Here is a 22,553-nt window from a genome sequence, read left to right as displayed (position 1 = left end):
TAATTAAAAACAATTTATATGAAAAATGTAGCAGTTATAGGTTACGGAGTCATTGGAAAAAGGGTGGCAGATGCCATCAACCTACAAGAAGATATGAAGCTTTCGGGAGTATGCGATATCATTACCGACTGGCGAATTCAAAATGCCGTAAGAAAGGAATACGATATTTATGCAGCTACCCAGGAAGCTGAAGGTAAAATGAAATCCGAAGGAATTTCAGTAAAAGGAAATTTACAGGAGCTTTTAAAGAAATCAGACCTGGTTGTTGATTGTACACCCAAAAAGATTGCCGCTCAAAATGTAGCTATCTACAAGGAGCAAAACATCAAATTTATTGTACAAGGAGGTGAAAAACACGAAACTACAGGTCATTCCTTTAGTGCTGAAAATAATTACAAATCGGCTTTAAACTTGAATGCGACAAGAGTGGTTTCCTGTAATACTACGTCTATTTTAAGAACCTTGACCGCTTTAAAAAGAGCCGATTTATTGGATTATGCCAGAGGAACCCTCTTAAGAAGAGCTACAGATCCCTGGGAAAGTCATTTAGGTGGTATTATGAATACAATGGTTCCCGAAAAAGATATCCCAAGCCATCAAGGTCCAGATGCTAAAAGTGTAGATCCAGAATTGGATGTCATCACCGCAGCGGTAAAGGTACCCGAAACCTTAAGCCATATGCATTATTGGAATGTGAAATTAAAGAAAAAAGCGAATAAAGAAGAAGTGCTAAAAGCCTTCAAGACGTCGAGCCGTATTAAATTAATTCAATATGACCAGGGTCTGGTTTCTAACAATACCATTAAGGAAATGTTCTTGGATATGGGAAGGCCGTGGGGCGATATGTACGAAGTGGCTCTTTGGGAAGATATGCTGAAAGTACAGGGAGACGAACTTTTTTACGCTTATGTAGTCGATAACCAAGCCATTGTTATACCAGAGACCATAGATGCCATTAGGGCACTTACCGGAATTGAAATGGATGGGGCAAAATCCATTACCAGAACAAATAAAACCTTGGGAATTAATTAAAAAATAAGCGTTATGGACACATATAAAAACATAGTAGATCATTTAGGGGATAAAGCTTCCTTTTACCTTGAGTACGTTAGTAAAAAAATTACGAAAGATGAATTACAGCTACCTGGCAAAAACTTTATCGATAATGTATTTTTGAAAAGTAATCGTAATCCACAGGTTCTTCGTAGCCTTTCCCAATTATACAATCACGGCAACCTGGTAGGAAGTGGTTATTTAAGTATCCTTCCTGTGGACCAGGGTATTGAGCATAGCGCAGCATTTTCATTCTATAAAAACCCGGATTATTTTGACCCGGAAAATATTATAAAACTTGCTATTGAAGCTGGTTGTAATGGTGTGGCATCCACGTTTGGGGTTTTGGGTTTGAACGCCCGAAAATATGCCCATAAAATCCCTTTTATCGTAAAAATTAATCACAATGAGTTGCTCACCTATCCAAATAAATATGACCAAACACTTTTTGGTAAGGTAAAATCGGCCTGGGATATGGGAGCGGTTGCTATTGGCGCTACCATTTATTTTGGTTCAGCGGAGAGTAACAGACAGTTTAAAGAAATTGCTGAAGCTTTTGAAGAAGCCCACAATTTGGGAATGGCCACCATCTTATGGTGCTATACACGGAACGAGGCATTTAAAACCAACAAGGAAGATTATCACGCAGCTGCCGATTTAACCGGGCAGGCAAACCATTTGGGTGTTACTATTCAAGCAGACATCATCAAACAAAAATTACCCACCAATAATTTTGGTTTCAAAGAGATAGGATTTGGAAAATATGATGATAAAATGTATAAAACCCTCACAACCGACCACCCTATTGACTTATGTCGATTGCAAGTAGCAAACTGCTATATGGGCAAAATAGGACTGATTAATTCAGGAGGTGGGTCCAAAGGTGAATCTGATTTAGTTGAGGCGATAACAACTGCCGTCATCAATAAAAGAGCTGGTGGTTCTGGTTTGATAATGGGAAGAAAGGCATTTCAAAAACCTTTCAATAAGGGGATTGAGTTATTGCAAACCGTGCAACAAGTTTATTTGGAAAAAAGCATATCGGTAGCTTAAACTCTTTTTAAAAATGATATAAAAACCATGAATAAGAAAATTAAAAATATCGGGTTGTTTACTTCTGGGGGTGATTCGCCGGGAATGAACGCGGCCTTATATGGAATTGCTAAAGTGGCAGAGATAAATGGGATTAAAATTACCGGGATTCTAAAAGGTTACGAGGGAATGATTAATGGTGATTTTTCACCTCTTAAGAGCAGTGACTTAAAAAAAATGGTGCATAGGGGCGGAACATTACTTAAGACTGCCAGAAGTAAGAGATTTCTAACTATAGAAGGCAGGAAATTGGCCTTGAAACACCTACAGGAAAATAACATAGATGCCCTGATTGCCATTGGTGGCGATGGCACATTTAAAGGACTACTTACTTTTTCAGAAATATGCGACATTCCGTTTATCGGCATTCCTGGTACTATAGATAATGATATTTCAGGAACAGATTATACCCTTGGTTTTGATTCCGCAGTAAATACAGCCATTGAGAATATTGATAAAATAAAGGACACTGCGGAATCTCACAATCGGGTATTCATTGTGGAAGTAATGGGCAGGGATTCTGGCTACATCGCCATTCATTCAGGACTTACCACAGGAGCAGATGCCATTTTAATTCCCGAGAGTGGAAAGGACTTTATTTATCTATTGGATAAGGTTAAAAATTACGATAGCGAAGATGCTTTTCTTGTCGTGGTTTCAGAAGGCGATGAAATAGGTGCCGAACTTGTTTCTTCAAAAATAAAGGAAGTCAACCCCAATGTCGATTTACGAATTACAAAACTTGGGCACGTACAGCGTGGTGGAAATCCTTCTGCTTTAGATAGGATGTTGGGTATTAGGCTTGGGGTGGAAGCCGTAAAATCACTTTTACAAAGTAAAAAGAATGTAATGGTCGGGATTTTAAACAATCAATTGCACTTAACCCCTTTTAATGAAATGGTCAAACAACATCAGGTCAATAAAGAATTGCACGAACTCTTAGAACTATTTGGAAAATAAAAACGAGAAAAATGAAAACATACATAGAGGAAAGACCTTGGGGAAACTTTGAACGCTTTACCCATAACGAGATTAGCACCGTAAAAATACTTACGGTTAATCCAAACGAAGAGCTAAGTCTACAGTTTCACCATAACAGGGAAGAATTCTGGAGAGTAATAGATGGAACGGGAACTTTCGTAATTGGCGACAATACCAAAGTTGGCCATAAAGGGGACGAATTTTTTATCCCGAAGGAAACCGTACATCAAATAAAAACATCTGATTCTTCTGTAAGTGTACTTGAAATTGCTTTTGGAAATTTTGATGAAAACGATATTGTCAGGCTAAAGGACAAATACAACAGGGAAGACCCCAAATAAATATTACAATATGGAACATACACATCAAATTAATACCAGAATACCCATAGAGAAAAAAGGGATACTGCTCAGTCCCACTAAATTGAAATTTGAGAGCAATGGGGTTTTAAACCCTGGAATATTTCAAGAAGGTGAAGAGGTGCATATCTTTTACCGTGCGGTGGAAGATGGCAATTACTCTACCATTGGATATGCCAAAACCAATGAGCATTTAGATCTCATAGAAAGGAAATCAAGCCCGTTAATAACTCGTGATTTTGATTATGAAAAACATGGTGTGGAAGATGCTCGTATTGTTAAAATTGAAGATATCTATTATTTAACTTATACAGCTTATGACGGGTTCAATGCCATGGGTGCTTTGGCAACTTCAAAAGACCTGAAACATTTTGAGAAAAAGGGGATAATCACACCATTCATTACCTACAAAGAATATAAATACCATTTGGAGCATTGTAATCAGGAAAGATTGAATCCAAAGTATTATTATTACTACAACTTGTTTGCACAAATTGGATTGGCAGATGAAAAACATAGGTATCTGAGGGATAAGGACATTGTCCTGTTCCCCAAAAAAATCAACGGTAAATTTGTAATGCTCCACCGTATATGGCCAGGAATACAAATAGTACAGTTTGAAAAGTGGGAAAACCTTACCAAAGAATTTTGGGAAAATCATATAAAGAACCTTCACGATCATATTCTTATAGATCCGTTCTACGATTTTGAAGTGAATTATCTCGGTGCCGGATGCCCTCCCATAGAAACAAAGGATGGTTGGCTGATGATTTACCACGGAGTTTGTGAAACCCACATTGGAAAGACTTATCACGCCGCCGCTGCGTTACTGGATATTGAAGACCCTATAAAAGTAATTGGGCGATTGCCCTATCCCTTATTTTCCCCTACCGAAGAATGGGAACTGCTTGGTGTTGTAGATCATGTAGTATTTCCTACCGGGACCGCATTGTTCGGGGACGACCTTCATATCTATTATGGAGCGGCCGACAAACATACGGCGGTAGCTAAAGTAAGCCTACAACTATTATTGAATGAATTAAAAAAAACAGCTATATCATGAAAAATCATAGAATTTTAATGGTTTGCTCATATCCTCCCCGCGAGTGCGGTATTGCTACTTATTCACAAGATTTGATACGGGCCTTGAAAAGATGCTTTGGCTCAACCATAGAGATCGAGGTTTGTGCTCTGGAAAATGAGTACTGCGACGCTAATGATTATCCAGAGGAAGTTAAATATAAAATAGATGCCCAAGAGTTAAGTTCCTTTTTCAAAGTAGCTAATAAGTTAAATGAAAGGGACGATATTGGGATGGTCTGTGTACAACACGAGTTTGGGCTGTTTGGAGGTGACTACGGTGGCCATTTAGTGGCTTTTCTGCTAAAGTTAGACATCCCTATTTCTTGTGTGTTTCATACCGTTCTTCCCTATCCAGATGAAAAAAGAACTAAAATAGTGCAAGCGTTGGGTGATCTTTCCGAGAAACTGATCGTTCTTACCAATAAATCCGCAGAAATATTAGAAAGTGATTATCATATTGATAATAACAAATTAGCTGTCATACCCCATGGCACCCATGTTGTACTATGGAAAGAAAAACAACGGCTTAAAAATAGATATGGCTTTCAAAATAAAAATGTACTCTCCACATTTGGATTATTAAGTGAGAATAAAAATATAGAAACAGCACTTCGTGCATTGCCAAAAATACTCCAAAAATTCCCTAACACAGTTTATCTGATTATAGGCAAAACACATCCTGATATAATAAAGAGAGAAGGCGAATCATATAGAAATGCACTTTTAACAATAGTCGATGATTTAGATATTAAAGACCATGTCATTTTTATAAACGATTATTTGGAACTTTCCAGATTGTTGGAATACCTATCCTTGTCCGATGTTTACTTATTCTCATCTAAAGATCCCAACCAGGCCGTTAGCGGTACTTTTGCTTATGCCATGAGTTGCGGAAACCCTGTTATATCAACACCTATTCCCCATTCTAAAGAATACCTTGATTCCAGTACTGGTATTTTATTGAATGATTTTGAAGATCCCATAGCAATTAGTAACGCTGTTATCGATTTGTTGGAACAACCGCTAACAGCAACATCAATGGGAAAAAATGCTTTTCTTAAAATGCGTGCTTTTAGTTGGGAAAATGTAGCCATTTCCTATTCCGGTATTTTTCAGGATTATTTGCAACATAATAATTCTTTGGATTTTAGTTTACCACCCATAAAAACAGACCATATTGAAGATATGACTACTGACTTTGGGATGCTTCAATTTTCAAATTTTAGTGTCCCGGATACGTCTTTTGGTTATACACTTGATGATAATGCAAGGGCTCTTATAGCAATGCTTATGTATTATAAGAAAAAAAGAAATGACAAAGTCCTGCGACTAATTGAAATTTATATGGACTTTATTGTGTTTTGTCAACAGGACGATGGACTGTTCTATAATTATGTGGATTATGAAAAGCAATTTACCAATCAGAATACCGAAGTGAACCTGGAAGATTCCAATGGCAGGGCCATTTGGGCACTTGGCTATGTATTGTCTGCTACAGAAAACCTGCCAAAAAGTTTAGTAGCCAAAGCAGAAAACTGTTTTAAAAACGTCATACGAAATGTAGCGGATTTCAAATCCCCAAGAGCCATTGGTTTTATATTAAAAGGACTCTATTATTATCAAGAAAATGAGCCTAAAACCCAATATAATCAATTAGCAGATACATTGGCTGAGGAGCTCTTGCGCGTTTTTAATATTTCCAGTGATAAAAAATGGGAATGGTTTGAAGATTACCTGACCTATGCCAATAGTATATTGCCAGAAGCGCTTTTTTATGCTTGGCTAATCACAAAAAATAAAAAATACAAGGACGTTGCCGAAACTACTTTTGACTTTTTATTATCACAATATTTTATGAAAGGGCAAATTAAAGTCATTTCTAATGACGGATGGTTTCACAAAAGAAACAAACGAACCTTTCACGGCGAACAACCCATTGAGGTGGCTTATACCATTCTTTCATTGGACCTATTCTGTAGAGTTACCCATAAAAAGAAATACTCCAAACAGCTTCATACCGCATTTAGTTGGTTTTTAGGCAATAACCATCTCAAGCAAATTATGTACAACCCTGTTAATGGTGCCTGTTATGATGGTCTTGAAAAAGAAAATATTAATATAAATCAAGGTGCGGAATCCAGCTTGTGCTACTTAATGGCGCGTTTAGTTGTTGAGGGTTACCCTTTGGAGGTTGGTCTTAAAGAAAATAAATCAGATTTAAGTTTAAAGATGGACTCGGCTTCAAAACGTGGCAGAAAGATCATGCAAGAAAAGTGCATCGGTAAAAGTTTAAAAATAGAACGCAATGTATTAAACAGTTAGCGATTTTATCAAACCAAGCAATAAAAAAGTAGTTATGACCGAGGCCTTTAAAAATATCAACCCATTTATCCTTGGATTATTTATTAGTATGGGTATAGGTTTAACCCTTGGATTGGAAGGTGAGTACGACAAGTTGAAGGAAGAACACGGTTTTGCAGGGATAATAACCTTCCCAATTGTCGCAATCATCGGTTTTATATTAGGCAACCTTACCGCAGCTTACACACCTTGGTTGGTCATTATTATTTCGGCAGCATTTCTCTTGTTTTTGACGTTTAGTCATCTTTCTGTTGTGCAAAAACACGTAATGACTGGGATAACCACTAATATGGCATTGTTCGCTACGCTGATTTTAGGTGTTATGGTTGCCAATCATTTGCATAAGAAAGCAGTTGCCACCGCAGTTATAGTGGTTACTCTGATATCATTAAAAGCCACCTTCAATACATTCATAAAAAATATTACTTCAGAAGAGCTTTTTGCCTTTATTAAGTTTTCAATTATTGCGCTTCTTATTTTGCCTTTCTTACCAGATCAAGACTATGGGCCGGAAGGATTGCTTAACCCTTTTGAGATAGGAGCAATTATAGTGATTGTCTTTTTTCTGAATTTCATCGGCTACTTTCTTGTAAAATATGTAGGTTCTAAACGTGGTATTCTGCTCACAGCAATTTTAGGCGGATTGATTTCAAGTACCGCAGTGGCGTGGATTTATGCATCCCGAAGTAAGGAATCGCCAGAGCTCTCAAAAAAATATGCAGCTGGCATCATCATAGCTTCTGCCATACTGTTTCCAAGACTGGCAATTCTGGCCTATATTTTCAATAGTGCCATACTTTCTTATTTAGCTATTCCATTTACCATATTTACACTCATTTGTTTGATTAGTGCACTCATATTTATCAAAAAGGATACAGATGTCACAAAAACAATTATCAATCTGGGTAGTCCGCTCAATATTTGGAACGCTCTTGGGTTTGGTGGTATCTATGTGGTCATCCTGTTTGCAGTTTTTTATGGAAATCAATTTTTTGGCGAAAGCGGTTTATACTATTCAGCCCTAATCGCAGGATTGGCAGATACGGATGCGATAACTATTAGTATGGCAAAATTTGGGTCATTGGAAGAAAAATTCACGCTGGCCACCAATGTCATTTTAACAGCAACCACAAGCAATATGATTGTAAAACTAGGGATTACCTATTTCAAAGGTTCTAAAAAAAACGGAAAATTCGTGATGCTAATTTTTTGAACTGTTGTAATCGTAGTGTTAGTATATAATTTAATACAGTTAGGAAATTAAAAAAAGTGAAATGAAAACAACAGTATTCAGTACACATAAGTTTGAAGAACCTTATCTGGTAAAGGCCAATAATGGCACACACCAATTAAAGCTATTGGAGAGTCGTTTGACCGAAGAAACAGCTATTCTCGCTACAGGCTCTAAAGCCGTTAGCCTTTTTACAGGTGATGATGCCTCGGCGCATATCCTTGAAAAATTAAATGCTTTTGGCGTAAAATGTATCGCATTACGTTCGGCAGGGTTCAATCACGTCGATTTAATAAAAGCATCAGAACTAGGAATTAAAGTGGCTCGTGTCCCAGCCTATTCACCTTATGCCATTGCAGAACATACAATGGCTTTGATACTTGCGTTAAACCGAAAACTGATTAAAGCACACAATAGGGTACGTGAACAAAATTTTTCTTTGAACGGACTTACAGGTTTCGACTTAAACGGAAAAACAGTTGGTGTTATAGGTACAGGGAAAATCGGTTCTGTATTGGTCAAAATTCTACACGGTTTTGGCTGTAACATCCTTGTACAGGATATAGTTGAAGATGAAAACCTTATCAAATCATACGGTCTGCGCTATACAGATTGTGGGACAATTTGCAAACAGGCCGATATTATAAGTCTACACGTACCACTGGCACCATCAACAAAACATTTAATTGATAAAAAACACATTGAGCTTATGAAACCTGGTGTAATGTTAATAAATACAAGTCGTGGAGGACTTGTCGACACCAAAGCGGTTATTGAAGGCCTAAAGACGAAAAAAATAGGGTATTTCGGCATCGATGTGTATGAGGAAGAAGAAGGATTGTTCTTTGAAGACCATTCCGAAGATATTTTACAAGACGATGTCATTGCGCGGTTAATGACTTTCAATAATGTGCTAATAACAAGTCATCAAGCTTTTTTAACCAAAACCGCATTGACCAATATTGCAGAAACGACTATCTATAACCTGGATTGTTTTGAAAAGCAAATACCTTCTGTGAATGAAGTTTATTAAATAAAAGGAATAATCAAATAAAATTTTTAATCGATGAAAAATATACTCGTACCAACAGACTTTTCTGAAAACTGTAACAAGGCAGCAGAACTTGGAATTAAAATGGCAAAACTGTACAATTCAGAAATACATTTTTTCCATTTAATGAACACACCGGTAGATTGGATAAACCTGGATAAGGAGAAAGAAAAAAGATATCCGCAAACGGTTCAACAAATAGGTAGCGCAAGAGCCGATTTGAGGGAACTGGGGTTAAAAGCGGAACGCGAAGGACTTAAATGCAGGACTTTTCTGGAATTTGATGGAGGCCAGGCCAATATTTTAAAACATTCCGGGCATTTTCATCACGATTTTATAGTTACGGGAAGTAGCGGTACGCAAGGCGGTGTAAGGGAATTATTGGGAAGCAACGTTGAGAAAATTGTGAGAAAAGCAGATGTGCCCGTAATTGTGGTGAAGAACAAAGAAGTATCCTTTCCTTTTAAAGATATCGTTTTTGTTTCAGATTTTCTGGAAGATGTGAGTGAAGCCTTTAAGCAGGTTATTTCTATTGCTAAAAAATGCGGTGCACATATCCACTTAGTAAGGGTCAATACACAGACTGATTTTAATAGTATTGAACAGGGTTTGAACCCCCTTAAGAAGTTCCTGGAAAGGTTTCCGGATTTGGAGAAGTACTCAATGAATGTATATAACGAACCTGCTGTAGAAACGGGTATAAACAATTACTTAAAGTATAATGATGCCGATTTGATAGCTATGTGTACCCACGGCCGTACAGGATTTTTGAGCCTATTTTCAAAAAGTATTGCCGAAGGTGTAACTAATCATTCAGAACTTCCTGTGATGACCATACATATTAAAAAATGAAACATCCAATCAACATAGTAAAATATTCAGGAGATGTGGTAGCTTTTGATGTGGAGAAACTTATCAATTCATTAAGACGTTCGCAAGCAAGTGAAGAATTGATTCAGCAAATAATAGGACAAGTTGAAGACCAATTATATGAAGGCATTACCACCAAAAAAATATATCAAATGGCATTTAAAATGCTAAAAGGTAAGTCGAGAGTAAGTGCTTCAAAATACAAACTCAAAAAAGCCCTGATGGAATTAGGCCCTTCTGGCTTCCCATTTGAAAAGTTAGTAGGCAAACTATTGGCACACGAAGGATTTTCAACACAGGTTGGTGTCATAGTTCAAGGCAATTGCGTTCAGCACGAAGTGGATGTGATAGCGCAAAAAGGAAATAAACATTATATGATTGAATGTAAATACCATAGTGACCAAGGCAGGTTTTGCAATGTAAAAATCCCATTATATATCCATTCACGGTTTTTGGACGTGGAAAAGCAATGGAAACACCAAAAAGGTCACGAGGCTAAACTTCATAAAGGCGGGGTTTACACCAATACGCGTTTCACAACCGATGCCATTCAGTACGGGAAATGTGTTGGAATGCTTATGACCAGTTGGGATTATCCAAGAGGAAATGGTCTCAAGGACAGAATAGATAAATCGGGGCTACATCCCTTAACCGCTTTAACAACACTTACCAAAGCTGAAAAAACAAAATTATTGGATCAAGGCATCATACTCTGCAAGGAGCTACACGAAAATCCAGACTTTTTGGAACAAATGGGTATCAGTAAGCTAAGGCAAAATAAGATACTCGAAGATTCAAGAGAATTATGTAGATCCCATTAATTCAAATAATGAATAATTACTAATTTTTAAAAATAATACAAATGAAAACTGAAGAATTGCAAAAACAGGGCAACATAGATTTAGAACCATTTTACCAGGCATTGGAAGATGACTCAAAACTACTTGAAGAAGCACTGGAAATATTATTAGATATGGTAAACCCAGAGCCTAAATCCGTAAAAAAATTAGCGCTTCTTATAAAAGAAGATTCGCGCAATCTATATAATGAAATAGTACTACTATATAAATCGGACCAGGATAAAGGAAACTCACCTTCCTGCTGCGGTGGTCACAAATTTGGGGAGCAGCTCTTGTAGTAAATTAAGTACAACAACCTAAATAGATACCAATGAAAAAAAATAAAATAAACATCCATTTTTTAGGAGCGGCAGGCACAGTAACCGGCTCAAAATATTTAGTGGATACAGGAGATAAAAAGATACTCATAGACTGCGGACTTTTTCAAGGGCTAAAGGAATTACGCCTTAAAAACTGGGAGTACCCACCTGTTAATGTTGCTGATATTGATGCTGTTTTGCTCACCCACGGCCATATGGACCACACAGGTTATCTGCCGAGATTGGTAAAGCAAGGCTTTAATGGACCCATCTATGGTACCAACCCCACTTTGGATATAGCAAGAATCATATTGAACGATAGTGCCAAAATACAGGAACAGGAAGCCGAACGTGCCAATAAAGAAGGCTATTCCAAACATAATCCTGCTGAACCACTTTACGATGTAAAAGATGTAGAAAAAACAATCCCTTACTTCAAAGGAGTACCGACCTCGCAATGGCTACCCATTCTCAAAGATGTGAAAGCGAGGTTTCAATACAACGGACACATCCTTGGTGCCACATACATTGAGTTAGATATACGTGGAAAACGTTTCGTTTTTTCAGGTGATATCGGTAGAACAAACGATTTATTACTGTTTCCACCCTTAAAGCCAAAAAAAGCGGATGTACTTTTCATTGAATCCACTTATGGTGGAAGGTTTCATCCAGATGAAGCAGAAGCACTTCCGCAGATTGAAAAATTGGTCAACGAAACCATTGATAGAGGTGGCAGCTTATTTATCCCCAGTTTTTCGGTAGAGCGTGCCCAACTGATGATGCTCATCTTTTGGAAATTACTCAAGGAGAACAAAATTCCAAAAGTACAAATGATTATGGACAGTCCGATGGGTGCCAACGTATTGGAACTGTTTCATAGAACTCGTGATTGGCACAGATTGGAAGATAACGAATGTGACGAAATGTGCTCACACTTTACGGTCGTTAGCAGTTATCGGGAAACAATGGAGTTAAGAACAGACAACAAACCAAAAATCGTGATTGCAGGAAGCGGAATGCTCACTGGTGGCAGAATGCTAAACTATCTTGAAACACAGGCACAAAATCCAAATAACACCTTGCTTTTTGTAGGCTATCAAGCTGAAGGCACACGAGGTAGAAAATTATTGGAAGGTGAGAAAGAACTAAAAGTCTATGGAAAATGGGTGCCATTTAAAATGCAAGTTGCGGAAATTGAAGGTCTTTCAGCACACGCAGACCACGCTGAACTTATGGATTGGTTGAGCAAAATAAAAATCCAACCCGAACGTATTTTCATTGTACACGGTGAAAAAGAGAGTGCAGAAGCATTACAAAAGGGCATTAAGGAAACCTATGGGTGGGATGCAGAAATCCCGCAATTATATAATATAGAAGAAATAGAACAAATCCCATTAAATAAGGAAGTATGGACCAACATTCAAACATCTTAAAATATAAACATCTCGGAATCTATACCCAAAACGAAAATGTTGTGTATATGCGGGAAGACTGCCACGTTTGTATTTCAGAAGGTTTTGAAGCTTTGACCCGTATTAGGATATCCAATGCAAATTCCTCAATCGTTGCAAGCCTCAACGTTATAAATTCAGGTATGCTGTGGCCCAATGAAATCGGACTATCAGATGCTGCTGCGAAAAAACTGAATGTTTCCCAAAACGATACATTATATGTTTCCCATTTAGAACCTATTGAATCCTTAAGCCACGTCAGGGCTAAAATCTATAATCAAAAACTGGATTATAAGGCCTATAACAACATCATAACCGATATCGTTGAAGGCGATTATTCCAACATCCACCTTTCGGCATTCATAACTGCCTGTGCTGGTGACCGAATGGATATTGAGGAAATATCCGACCTCACCAAAGCGATGATTGCCTCTGGTAAGCAACTAAATTGGGAAAAAGAAATTGTGGTTGATAAACATTGCATTGGTGGATTGCCTGGCAATAGAACAACGCCATTGGTAGTTGCCATTGTTGCCGCGTATGGGCTCACTATGCCAAAAACATCCTCACGGGCAATCACTTCGCCAGCAGGCACAGCAGACACAATGGAAGTACTAACCAATGTTACGCTCTCTTCCGAGGAAATAAAGACCGTAGTAGAAAAAGAAGGCGGGTGTTTTGTTTGGGGCGGTACAGCACAGTTAAGTCCTGCCGATGATGTGCTCATTAAAATTGAAAAAGCCTTGGATATCGATAGCGAAGGTCAGCTAATTGCTTCTGTACTTTCTAAAAAAGCTGCGGCAGGTTCCACACACGTGGTCATTGATATTCCCGTGGGGGAAACCGCCAAGGTTCGTAGTACCGAAATGGCAGAAAAACTAAAAAATCATATGGAAACCGTTGGAATTGCTGTTGGGTTGAATGTAAAAGTTGTAGTTACGGATGGCACGCAGCCTGTTGGAAGGGGTATCGGTCCAACTTTAGAAGCCATTGATATATTAAAAGTTTTGAAAAATGAGGAAGATGCACCTAAAGACTTAACAGAAAGAGCATTGCTTTTAGCTGCTGAACTATTAGAACTTTCTGGAAAAGTAGATAAAGGAAAGGGTTTGGAAACCGCACATCAAATTCTCAAATCTGGAAAAGCATATGAAAAATTCATAGCCATTTGTAAGGCGCAAGGTCAATTTTCAAAACCAGTTTTAGCACCTTATAACATTGAAATTACAGCCGAAAAGTCAGGGTTTTTAAAAAGAATTGATAACCGAAAAATCGCAAAACTGGCAAAACTATCAGGTGCGCCTAAATCTAAAGCGGCAGGGATCCTTCTAAATGTTCATTTGGGAGAACCCATTGAGGAGAACCAATTGCTTTATACCATATATGCTGAATCCAAAGGTGAACTTAACTATGCCTTGGAATATAAAAACAACCATAACGACATCATAACTATAATTTAAAAAACATACTATGAAAACAATATTATTCAGTCTTCCCGGAAATGAAAAACTCACAGAACTGTTGGCTACAAAAATGGATGCCGACGTGGGCGAAGCCATTTTGCGCAATTTTCCGGATGGGGAATCATACGCGCGCATATTATCTGATGTTAAAGATAAATGTGTGGTACTGGTATGCACCTTGAACGAACCAGACGAGAAACTGTTGCCACTATATTTTTTAAGCCACACGGCCAAATCATTGGGAGCGATGTGCACCTGTTTGGTAGCGCCCTATTTGGCGTATATGCGTCAGGACAAAGTCTTTAATGAAGGTGAAGGCGTTACTTCTGGTTTCTTCGGAAAACTGATTTCTGGGTTTGCAGATAGCCTTACCACGGTTGACCCTCACTTGCACAGAATTAGTTCGTTAGGGGAAGTATATCAAATTCCAAATAAAGTAATTCACGCTGCCGATGCCATTTCAGAATGGATAAAGGAAAACATCGATAACCCGGTACTTATAGGGCCTGATTCGGAAAGTGAACAATGGGTTTCTGAAGTCGCTAAAAATGCCGGCGCACCTTTTACGGTATTACAAAAAGTACGTCACGGCGACCGTGACGTGGAAGTCTCTGTTCCTGATATGGATAAGTACAAGAATGCCACACCCATTTTGGTAGATGATATTATTTCCACCGCGCGAACAATGATTGAAACCGTACAACATCTGAAAAAAGCAGGAATGAAACCACCGATATGTGTTGGTATTCACGCGGTTTTTTCAAGTAATGCCTATCAAGATTTATTGGATTCCGGAGTAGAAAAGATAGTTACCTGCAATACCATTCCGCATCGGTCCAATGGCATAGATTTAAGCGATATTATGGCAAAAGAGGTAAAGAAATTAATGCACCATATATGAGAAGTCGAATTTTAATAGTACTAATCACTTTATTCAGCATCACAATGACTGGACAAACTGAAATGCTCATTGGGCAGCTTTCAGGCAGAGTTGTTATTCGGGAAAACTTTGATGAAAATGGCACTTTTTTAAATAAACAAACTTTCAAAGCGGGTGAAACAATAAAGAAAAATGGATACTATGAAATTGAGGTGGTTACGGAATTGTTTGATAAAGACAAAAAATTGACCGATAAATACACCACAACCTATCGCTGTAGGCCTGATGAAGCAAGTGTAGTGGTAATGGCTTTCCCGTTTTCCAATCCAAAATCAAAGGAGACCGAAATTAATACCACCTCTGAAAAATTTAAAGAGATCTACGATTTGGACAACCTTGAAAATATAGAATTGGAAATGACTTTTGATTCGGGACTGTTGGATTTTTTTGGTTCAAAAAGCATCATAAAGATTTACGACCGAATATTTGAGGGCAACAAAAACAAGATTAATTCAAAAATCAATATAAAGGCCTATGCGTGGGGAATTCGCATCAAGCAACTCAACTATACCGTCAACGAAAAATTAAATGAAAAAGGTTTACTGACCTTTCAGAAATTTACAGAGGAAGATAATAGTTATTTTACAATGACATATAAATAAAATGAACAATTACGACACACTTTCAGAAGCCATAAACGATTTACAGGCAAACGATTATCCCTACGATTTCAATTTGAAGCCTGAATGCTTGGAATGTGCTTCGCTAAAAATTGAAATCCGGCCTGAAGATTTTAAAGTAGATAAAACCTTTCGCTTTGAAGGAATGAGCAGTACCGACGATAATAGCATTTTATATGCTATATCCTCCAATGATGGAATTAAAGGACTTCTGGTAGATGCCTATGGCGTCTATGCCGAAAACATTTCAGAAGAAATGCGAAAAAAATTAAGATAAAAATCAACAAAAACAGAAATTATGGAAAATCACGAACATCATCCCCACGAACATAATGGCAAAGGGAATACTTCAGCAAAGAATGAAGCATTAAAAAAAGAAGCTGATATAAAGGATAACCTGGTCGAAAAAACCAAACACGGCCATAACGAAGCAATGGATGAAAGTGACCATTCGGGACATAGTGGCCATTCAGGTCATAATCCCGGTCACGGCGAGACGGGTCACGACCATCATAAAATGATGATTGCAGACTTTAGAAAACGTTTTTGGGTAACGCTTGTGCTTACCATCCCTATATTGTTCTTCTCACCAATGATTCAGGAATTTTTCGGGTATGAATTTTTACTCCCAGGAAATCCATATATCCTTTTTGCACTTTCATCTGTGGTTTACTTTTATGGTGGTTGGCCATTTTTAAAAGGGTTCTGGTCTGAAATCAAAAAAGGTGCGCCAGGAATGATGACCTTGATTTCTATGGCAATTTCTGTAGCTTATTTTTATAGCACCGCTACCGTATTTGGCTTAAGAGGCGAAGACTTTTTCTGGGAGCTATCAACACTTATAGCCATAATGTTGCTTGGCCATTGGATAGAAATGAAAAGTGTGTTAGGTGCGTCAAAAGCTTTACAGTTACTGGTAAGTATGATGCCTGCAGAAGCGCACAGGGTAAAAGGCGACATCATAGAAGACATCCCTCTTGAAGATTTACTGAAGGATGATGTGATTTTGGTAAAACCAGGTGAAAAAGTTCCTGCTGATGGGATTATAACAGAAGGCTCCAGCTACCTGAATGAATCTATGCTTACCGGGGAGTCCAAACCTGTTAAGAAAGAAATAGATGATAAGGTTATTGGAGGTTCGGTAAACGGTAATGGCACTTTAAAAGTAAAGGTTGAACATACTGGAAAAGACAGCTATCTCAATAAGGTTATTACGATGGTCGAGGAAGCTCAAAAAACCAAATCCAAAATGCAAAACCTTTCAGACCGGGCTGCAAAATGGTTAACTTACATCGCTTTGGCTATTGGTTTTGGAACATTAGCGGTATGGCTGATTTTAGGCTTTCCATTTGTCTATGCTTTAGAAAGAATGGTTACCGTTATGGTCATTGCTTGTCCACACGCATTGGGTCTTGCGATTCCTTTGGTAGTTGCCATATCGACTGCTGTTTCAGCTCAAAACGGATTATTAATTCGCAATAGGACTGCTTTTGAAGAATCGAGGAAAATTTCAGCTTTGCTTTTTGATAAAACAGGAACATTGACCAAAGGTGATTTTGGTGTCACTCGAATCAAATCTGTAAATGCGTCTCATTCAAACGAAGAAATCTTAAGACTCTCAAGTGCCTTGGAGCAAAGTTCGGAACATCCTATTGCTGTTGGGATTATTAAAAAAGTCAAAGAAGACAATATTACCATCCCAAAACCTGAAAACTTTAATGCAATTACTGGTAAAGGTGTAGAGGCAAATGTAGAAGGAAAGCAAGTAAAAGTGGTAAGTCCTGGTTATTTAAGGGATGAAAAAATAACTATTCCTGAAGATGCTTATAGTGACGCTGCTGAAACTGTTGTATTTGTATTAATTGATGGACAACTAGCAGGATACATTGCTCTTGCTGACGAAATAAGACCTGAATCTGCGGCAGCTATCAAAATATTTAAAAAGAACAATATCAAAGTCTTGATGGCAACTGGCGATAACGAAAAAACCGCTAAGGCTGTGAGTGAAAAACTTGGATTGGATGGTTACTACGCCGAAGTATTGCCACATCAAAAAGTTGAAATTGTAGAAGAGTTACAGAACAAAGGCGATTTTGTAGCGATGACGGGTGATGGTGTAAATGATGCGCCCGCACTTGCCAAAGCTGATGTGGGAATTGCGGTTGGTTCAGGTACGGACGTTGCCGCCGAAACAGCAGATATCATTCTGGTCAACAGTAACCCACAGGATATTGCCAACTTAATTCTCTTTGGAAAAGCCACCTACAATAAAATGATTCAGAATTTGATTTGGGCAACAGGATATAATGTAGTGGCTATTCCTTTAGCAGCCGGTGTATTATATTCTTCAGGCTTTGTTTTAGGACCAGCTGTAGGAGCAGTATTTATGAGTTTAAGTACGATTATAGTGGCTATTAATGCGCAATTATTGAAGCGAAAAATCGGAAAAAAATAAATGAACCAAAAAGAAAAACTCAACAGGATATCTTTAATCCTGTTGAGTTTATTTGTAGTGATGTTGGGCTATGGTATTTTATTACCAACCCTTCCCTACTATACCGAAAGATTAGCTTTAAAAGACAATCTCGATACCGACCTTATTAACTTTCATATTGGTCTGCTCACGAGTATCTATCCTTTTTTCCAGCTACTATTCGTAGTGGTTTGGGGAAAACTATCGGATAAATACGGCCGTAAGCCTATAATCATTTGCGGTTTAATTGGCTTTGTAGTAATGCAGTTGCTTACCGGTCTTGCCACGTCGCTTACTATGCTTTATATCGCTCGTATTTTTGGCGGCATATTCACTTCTTCAGTTATTCCTGTTAGCAATGCATATTTAAGTGATATTACATCTAAAAAACGCCGAACAAAAATAATGGCGTGGTCTGGTGTTGCCATAAGTTCAGGAGTTATTTTTGGCCCTGTTTTAGGTAGCCTTCTATCCCAAACCAATCTACATTTCAAGTATTCCTTGGGGATATTACATCTGGATCGCTTTTCAATCCCATTTCTTCTGGTTGCACTTTTGGGTTTTGTTATATTGAGCATACTGATAAAATGGCTTGGGAATACAACACCAATAAGACGGTTTGTTTCAGAAAAACAAAAATTAAGCTTTAGCTTTAGTAGGTTCTTTACCATCCTATTACTGCTTTCTTTTGTAATGCAATTTGTGGTCACCCTCTTTGAAACGGTTTTTTCAATTTACGGAAAAGATGAATTGTTATTTACAAGCAATCAAATAGGCATAGGATTTATGCTCTGTGGATCAGTTATGGCAGTTTTACAACCTGTATTTGCAACCTATGGTGAAAAAATATTAACGGCAAAGCAGCAAATTGCAGCCGGATTATTGATTTCAGGAATTTCGATGATTGCATTTCCATTTTTTAGTAATGAATTTTATGTCTATGCACTAATTATAACATTCGCCACTGGTGGAGCAATGGTAACCCCCAACCTGCTTTCAGCAGTATCTTTGCTTTCAAAAGAAAATGCAGGAAGCAATATTTCCATACAAACTTCCGCCAATAGTGTAGGACAGATTTTGGGTCCGATTATAGGAACCTGGCTGATAGCTGGTGGTTTTTACTATCCATTTATTATTGCCGGCATCATCATTTTGATTGGATTACTGTGTTTTTTTAGAAGCTTTTATAAACCTAACAATGAAAATACTTGAAGATTACTTACCGATAATTAAACGAAATTCTAAAACTTATAATGCTACACTAAACTTATTAAATTATGATACATATAATCACAACAGGAGGCACCATTGAGGGCATGAATTATGAAAACCCAGAAAATAAAACAAAGGAAAGTAAAATTGCTATTGGGGAATTTCTTGATTCCGCTAATGTTTCGATCCCTTACATCATCGAAAAAGCATTCGCCAAAGATAGCCGATCCATTACTGATGAAGACAGAAATTTTTTGCTAAAAAAAATAGAAGCTTCCAATGCAGAAAAAATTTTAATAACCCATGGAACTTTTACTATGGAAGATACCGCGACTTATCTTGGAAAGGAAGAACTTAAAAAGACTATTGTCCTTGTAGGCTCATTTATAATGGGAATCTCTAAAAATACGGATGCCGTTTTCAATTTAGGCTATGCAATTTGTTCTTTACAATTTTTGGAGCCTGGTGTTTATGTGGCTATGAATGGCAGGATTTTTCATTGGGGCAATGTTACCAAAAATCTGGAATCCAACAAGTTTGAGCCTAAAAATGAATAAAAATGTTCGGCACCTCAATACCTTGGACTACCTTTTTTTACCTGCTTATAGATACTTTTATTGTAGTTGTTGCTACCATTGCAAACATTAATCTTAAGCATCTTAGTTTCCACAGGTACATAATTCTCGGCCTCCTGTACATCGCTTATAATGCCACCGGAGGATTTTTGCCTATTGAAAATTTAACCGATCCACTTTTTCTCCAGTACATTATTACTTACGGGGTTGCCATTGCACTATGCCTATATATGATTTATTACCTGTTCAAAGATTATGATATTATTTTTTTGAAATTCCGTGCGTCTTTTATAAATATAGCCATTTTGGTAATTAGCAGTTTTATCTTGTTATTTTTAATCCCCTATTTTCTAACAAATTCCTTAAATACTGCCAGAATCCTGTTTACTATTCCCATATCAATTATAGCATTTATCTTCCTCGGGCTGTTTTATAGAAGGATTTCAAATCTAAAGGATTCCAATACATTCTTTTCAAAGCGAAAAAAATTGGCACTAATAAGTATTAGCTGTATTGTACTCTTACCTATTTTGACCGTAATTGGGGATTACCAATGGCTGACATTTTCAATAATGAACCTGGCATTTTATGCAATAACAGCCATTGAGATCAATAGATATCTATATTTCCTAAAAAATAAAAATATTGTATATGAAGTTTTTGCATTTAATAAAGGGCAAAAAGATGATCCAATTAATACGAAAATTATCTATCAGAATTTAACCAGAAGGGAAGTCGAGATTGCAGTATCGATTTTAAATAATCTTTCCTATAAAAAAATTGCCAAAGATCTTTATATTGCCGAGAGCACTGTATCTAAACATGCCTCCAACATCTTTAAGAAAACGGGAGTAAATGGCAGAAAAGAATTTTTATCACGCTTCCACAAAAACCCATAACATACAAACAACCGGGTTTTTTCTGAAACCTGATAACAAAGTAGCGATAAAAATCTCAATTAAAGTATTCACTCCTTATGTTCCGTACATAAATACGGACTTTTCGTAGCTAAATACGCAATATATTTCAAGAATTCTGTATTGGTGAAATTACCTTAGAAGTAAGGCTGATGCTTTTGCTTTTCTAAGCTGTACATGCCTGAAATGGTACTTTTTCAAAAAATAACCTGTAAAATGATTAGTAATGGATTTACAGTTGGAATCGGAAATACTCATTCAGAAATTGCATGAATTGAAGCTCCAAAAAGAAAATATTTTGAGCAGGGCCTATCATTCCATTGAATTATGCCGCAACTTACTATATAAGCTCAAAAAAGAAATAATATTACATGGTCTTAACTCTCAGGAAGAAGAAATAGATTTCTTCAAAAATATCAAACAAGTCCCCCTTGTACAGCTTATTTACTTCTCAGAAATCCACTCTTTAGAAATTCAGTTTCCGAAAGCTGATAAAAAAGCCCAATTAAAATTCATAAAAAGGAAAATTAAAAGGCTTAACCGATTCTTCCTGTATAACATTGATTTCGGGCAATACATTAACTCTAACGCTACTCATTTTGATAAAGAATATTACACCCGGAACAATCTCGACACCTACTATATACCCACTTCAAATTTCTATTTTCAAGATCCTGATTTTTCTACACCAAGAGATATGCTATTAGGTAAATTTAAAGCGTATAATTCCATAGTTGTTTATTTGGATAAGCGAATGTCCTGTATTATTAATAATTCCAACGGAAAAACATTTAATCATACTCCTACCGAAAAAATTACCTGGCCATTTACTAATTCAGATTGGGTGGAAATGGTTTATGCCCTATGGTACAATGGACTTCGGAACCAGAATGGCCTTAGCATTATGAAGGTTTCACAAAAGCTTCAGGAAATTTTTGATTATACACCAAGGGACATCTATAAAACCAACCAGGACATCAAGGGAAGAAAAAATAGCAGGACGTTGTTCCTTGATCAATTAGCGACCTCACTACTTTCCGAAATGGATAAGAGTGAAGACTAAAAATTTCCATTTTTCGATCTTCTAAAATTGTTAAAAAAGACCGTACTACGGTGGACCTACGGTCCTTTGTGTTTGGAAGCCCTCTTCATATAATTTAGTGTGATTTAATACTCGATTTCTACATTAGAGCCTTCAAAAACACTACAAAATCCATCGAATTTCAAGATGTTAAATTTTGACCGTACTACGGCCGTACTGGGGAATAAAATCCAGTAATTCCTCCCAATTTTGTGGAACGAAAGTCAAATCCTGCGAGGGGCTATCAAATTAGCTTAAAGCAATTTGGTAGTCCCTTTCTTTTAAAAAAATCTATTATGCCAACAAGTATTATTACCACAGACGACCTTCGGGAATTCAAAATGGAATTGCTCGATGACATTAAAAAATTACTTTCCAATCAGTCTAAAGGAAAGCTCAAAAAATACCTTAAATCTTGCGAAGTGATGGAATTGCTTCAGGTCAGTCCGGGCACACTTCAAAACCTTCGCGTCAATGGCACATTGCCCTACACGAAAGTGGGCGGTATCATTTACTACGATGCCGAGGAAATCGAGAATGTAATGACCGCAAACCGTGTGCAGCACGGTATAAATTCTTAA

22 protein-coding genes are annotated in these 22,553 nt (G+C 37.3%); all 22 read left to right on the top strand.

The genetic code is table 11. The features are described 5' to 3' along the window. Positions 1 to 18 precede the first annotated feature (18 nt). Positions 19 to 1,032, top strand: a complete 1,014-nt coding sequence (locus RM549_RS16605; protein WP_300440155.1) for a type II glyceraldehyde-3-phosphate dehydrogenase — start codon at positions 19 to 21, stop codon at positions 1,030 to 1,032. Between the two features lie 12 nt (positions 1,033 to 1,044). Beyond that, on the top strand, positions 1,045 to 2,106 hold the full coding sequence (locus tag RM549_RS16600) for a class I fructose-bisphosphate aldolase (protein ID WP_235329212.1): 1,062 nt from the start codon (positions 1,045 to 1,047) through the stop codon (positions 2,104 to 2,106). Between the two features lie 27 nt (positions 2,107 to 2,133). Further along, positions 2,134 to 3,105, top strand: a complete 972-nt coding sequence (locus tag RM549_RS16595) for an ATP-dependent 6-phosphofructokinase (protein WP_311686842.1) — start codon at positions 2,134 to 2,136, stop codon at positions 3,103 to 3,105. 11 nt (positions 3,106 to 3,116) lie between these two features. Further along, positions 3,117 to 3,467: a phosphomannose isomerase type II C-terminal cupin domain gene (locus tag RM549_RS16590; protein WP_121344443.1), complete on the top strand. Its 351-nt coding sequence runs from the start codon at positions 3,117 to 3,119 to the stop codon at positions 3,465 to 3,467. A 10-nt stretch (positions 3,468 to 3,477) separates the two neighbouring features. Next, a complete protein-coding gene (locus tag RM549_RS16585) occupies positions 3,478 to 4,548 on the top strand; it encodes a glycoside hydrolase family 130 protein (protein ID WP_235329207.1) in 1,071 nt (356 codons plus the stop codon). Then, on the top strand, positions 4,545 to 6,890 hold the full coding sequence (locus RM549_RS16580) for a glycosyltransferase (RefSeq protein WP_311686837.1): 2,346 nt from the start codon (positions 4,545 to 4,547) through the stop codon (positions 6,888 to 6,890). The genes RM549_RS16585 and RM549_RS16580 overlap by 4 nt, the downstream gene beginning before the upstream one ends. Before the next feature lie 34 nt (positions 6,891 to 6,924). After that, positions 6,925 to 8,142: an MgtC/SapB family protein gene (locus tag RM549_RS16575; RefSeq protein ID WP_311686834.1), complete on the top strand. Its 1,218-nt coding sequence runs from the start codon at positions 6,925 to 6,927 to the stop codon at positions 8,140 to 8,142. 61 nt (positions 8,143 to 8,203) lie between these two features. Next, positions 8,204 to 9,193, top strand: coding sequence for a 2-hydroxyacid dehydrogenase (locus RM549_RS16570; RefSeq protein ID WP_311686832.1), 990 nt, complete (start codon positions 8,204 to 8,206; stop codon positions 9,191 to 9,193). A gap of 33 nt (positions 9,194 to 9,226) precedes the next feature. Further along, the gene (locus tag RM549_RS16565; protein ID WP_311686830.1) at positions 9,227 to 10,063 is read left to right on the top strand and encodes a universal stress protein; all 837 of its coding nucleotides are present in this window, start codon (positions 9,227 to 9,229) and stop codon (positions 10,061 to 10,063) included. Next, the gene (locus RM549_RS16560; RefSeq protein ID WP_235329181.1) at positions 10,060 to 10,902 is read left to right on the top strand and encodes an ATP cone domain-containing protein; all 843 of its coding nucleotides are present in this window, start codon (positions 10,060 to 10,062) and stop codon (positions 10,900 to 10,902) included. Before RM549_RS16565 ends, RM549_RS16560 begins: the two co-directional genes overlap by 4 nt. A 41-nt stretch (positions 10,903 to 10,943) precedes the next feature. Next, on the top strand, positions 10,944 to 11,219 hold the full coding sequence (locus RM549_RS16555) for a hypothetical protein (RefSeq protein WP_235329179.1): 276 nt from the start codon (positions 10,944 to 10,946) through the stop codon (positions 11,217 to 11,219). Positions 11,220 to 11,251: 32 nt separating this feature from the next. Beyond that, positions 11,252 to 12,673: an MBL fold metallo-hydrolase RNA specificity domain-containing protein gene (locus tag RM549_RS16550; RefSeq protein ID WP_311686827.1), complete on the top strand. Its 1,422-nt coding sequence runs from the start codon at positions 11,252 to 11,254 to the stop codon at positions 12,671 to 12,673. Then, entirely contained in the window at positions 12,649 to 14,151 is a 1,503-nt protein-coding gene (locus RM549_RS16545; protein WP_311686825.1) for a thymidine phosphorylase family protein, read from the top strand. Before RM549_RS16550 ends, RM549_RS16545 begins: the two co-directional genes overlap by 25 nt. A 10-nt stretch (positions 14,152 to 14,161) precedes the next feature. Further along, positions 14,162 to 15,055, top strand: coding sequence for a ribose-phosphate pyrophosphokinase (locus RM549_RS16540; RefSeq protein ID WP_311686823.1), 894 nt, complete (start codon positions 14,162 to 14,164; stop codon positions 15,053 to 15,055). Beyond that, positions 15,052 to 15,696 (top strand): hypothetical protein, encoded by a 645-nt coding sequence (locus tag RM549_RS16535; protein WP_311686821.1) that lies wholly within the window; start codon positions 15,052 to 15,054, stop codon positions 15,694 to 15,696. The genes RM549_RS16540 and RM549_RS16535 overlap by 4 nt, the downstream gene beginning before the upstream one ends. 1 nt (position 15,697) lies before the next feature. Continuing rightward, positions 15,698 to 15,991 carry a phosphoribosylpyrophosphate synthetase gene (locus RM549_RS16530; RefSeq protein ID WP_311686819.1) on the top strand — a complete coding sequence of 98 codons (294 nt, stop codon included), beginning with the start codon at positions 15,698 to 15,700 and terminating at the stop codon, positions 15,989 to 15,991. A 21-nt stretch (positions 15,992 to 16,012) separates the two neighbouring features. After that, positions 16,013 to 18,169 (top strand): copper-translocating P-type ATPase, encoded by a 2,157-nt coding sequence (locus RM549_RS16525; protein ID WP_432264720.1) that lies wholly within the window; start codon positions 16,013 to 16,015, stop codon positions 18,167 to 18,169. Further along, complete coding sequence (locus tag RM549_RS16520; RefSeq protein WP_311686817.1) at positions 18,170 to 19,399, top strand: MFS transporter; 1,230 nt, start codon at positions 18,170 to 18,172, stop codon at positions 19,397 to 19,399. A gap of 65 nt (positions 19,400 to 19,464) precedes the next feature. After that, positions 19,465 to 19,956, top strand: a complete 492-nt coding sequence (locus tag RM549_RS16515; RefSeq protein ID WP_311686815.1) for an asparaginase domain-containing protein — start codon at positions 19,465 to 19,467, stop codon at positions 19,954 to 19,956. Between the two features lie 2 nt (positions 19,957 to 19,958). Next, entirely contained in the window at positions 19,959 to 20,873 is a 915-nt protein-coding gene (locus RM549_RS16510; RefSeq protein ID WP_311686813.1) for a LuxR C-terminal-related transcriptional regulator, read from the top strand. A gap of 244 nt (positions 20,874 to 21,117) precedes the next feature. Beyond that, on the top strand, positions 21,118 to 21,954 hold the full coding sequence (locus tag RM549_RS16505; protein ID WP_311686811.1) for an RteC domain-containing protein: 837 nt from the start codon (positions 21,118 to 21,120) through the stop codon (positions 21,952 to 21,954). Between the two features lie 314 nt (positions 21,955 to 22,268). Next, positions 22,269 to 22,553, top strand: coding sequence for a helix-turn-helix domain-containing protein (locus RM549_RS16500; protein ID WP_311686809.1), 285 nt, complete (start codon positions 22,269 to 22,271; stop codon positions 22,551 to 22,553).

Origin of the sequence: Autumnicola patrickiae, assembly GCF_031846525.1 — a bacterium.
GTDB lineage: Bacteria > Bacteroidota > Bacteroidia > Flavobacteriales > Flavobacteriaceae > Autumnicola > Autumnicola patrickiae.
Note: the sequence above shows the minus strand (reverse complement) of the source record. Positions and strands in the feature narration are given on the sequence as shown.

What these genes read in the sequence shown, in the direction of transcription:
- RM549_RS16605 (WP_300440155.1), top strand. Translation starts at nt 19, where the DNA reads ATGAAAAATGTAGCAGTTATAGGTTACGGAGTCATTGGAAAAAGGGTG.
- RM549_RS16600 (WP_235329212.1), top strand. Translation starts at nt 1,045, where the DNA reads ATGGACACATATAAAAACATAGTAGATCATTTAGGGGATAAAGCTTCC.
- RM549_RS16595 (WP_311686842.1), top strand. Translation starts at nt 2,134, where the DNA reads ATGAATAAGAAAATTAAAAATATCGGGTTGTTTACTTCTGGGGGTGAT.
- RM549_RS16590 (WP_121344443.1), top strand. Translation starts at nt 3,117, where the DNA reads ATGAAAACATACATAGAGGAAAGACCTTGGGGAAACTTTGAACGCTTT.
- RM549_RS16585 (WP_235329207.1), top strand. Translation starts at nt 3,478, where the DNA reads ATGGAACATACACATCAAATTAATACCAGAATACCCATAGAGAAAAAA.
- RM549_RS16580 (WP_311686837.1), top strand. Translation starts at nt 4,545, where the DNA reads ATGAAAAATCATAGAATTTTAATGGTTTGCTCATATCCTCCCCGCGAG.
- RM549_RS16575 (WP_311686834.1), top strand. Translation starts at nt 6,925, where the DNA reads ATGACCGAGGCCTTTAAAAATATCAACCCATTTATCCTTGGATTATTT.
- RM549_RS16570 (WP_311686832.1), top strand. Translation starts at nt 8,204, where the DNA reads ATGAAAACAACAGTATTCAGTACACATAAGTTTGAAGAACCTTATCTG.
- RM549_RS16565 (WP_311686830.1), top strand. Translation starts at nt 9,227, where the DNA reads ATGAAAAATATACTCGTACCAACAGACTTTTCTGAAAACTGTAACAAG.
- RM549_RS16560 (WP_235329181.1), top strand. Translation starts at nt 10,060, where the DNA reads ATGAAACATCCAATCAACATAGTAAAATATTCAGGAGATGTGGTAGCT.
- RM549_RS16555 (WP_235329179.1), top strand. Translation starts at nt 10,944, where the DNA reads ATGAAAACTGAAGAATTGCAAAAACAGGGCAACATAGATTTAGAACCA.
- RM549_RS16550 (WP_311686827.1), top strand. Translation starts at nt 11,252, where the DNA reads ATGAAAAAAAATAAAATAAACATCCATTTTTTAGGAGCGGCAGGCACA.
- RM549_RS16545 (WP_311686825.1), top strand. Translation starts at nt 12,649, where the DNA reads ATGGACCAACATTCAAACATCTTAAAATATAAACATCTCGGAATCTAT.
- RM549_RS16540 (WP_311686823.1), top strand. Translation starts at nt 14,162, where the DNA reads ATGAAAACAATATTATTCAGTCTTCCCGGAAATGAAAAACTCACAGAA.
- RM549_RS16535 (WP_311686821.1), top strand. Translation starts at nt 15,052, where the DNA reads ATGAGAAGTCGAATTTTAATAGTACTAATCACTTTATTCAGCATCACA.
- RM549_RS16530 (WP_311686819.1), top strand. Translation starts at nt 15,698, where the DNA reads ATGAACAATTACGACACACTTTCAGAAGCCATAAACGATTTACAGGCA.
- RM549_RS16525 (WP_432264720.1), top strand. Translation starts at nt 16,013, where the DNA reads ATGGAAAATCACGAACATCATCCCCACGAACATAATGGCAAAGGGAAT.
- RM549_RS16520 (WP_311686817.1), top strand. Translation starts at nt 18,170, where the DNA reads ATGAACCAAAAAGAAAAACTCAACAGGATATCTTTAATCCTGTTGAGT.
- RM549_RS16515 (WP_311686815.1), top strand. Translation starts at nt 19,465, where the DNA reads ATGATACATATAATCACAACAGGAGGCACCATTGAGGGCATGAATTAT.
- RM549_RS16510 (WP_311686813.1), top strand. Translation starts at nt 19,959, where the DNA reads ATGTTCGGCACCTCAATACCTTGGACTACCTTTTTTTACCTGCTTATA.
- RM549_RS16505 (WP_311686811.1), top strand. Translation starts at nt 21,118, where the DNA reads ATGGATTTACAGTTGGAATCGGAAATACTCATTCAGAAATTGCATGAA.
- RM549_RS16500 (WP_311686809.1), top strand. Translation starts at nt 22,269, where the DNA reads ATGCCAACAAGTATTATTACCACAGACGACCTTCGGGAATTCAAAATG.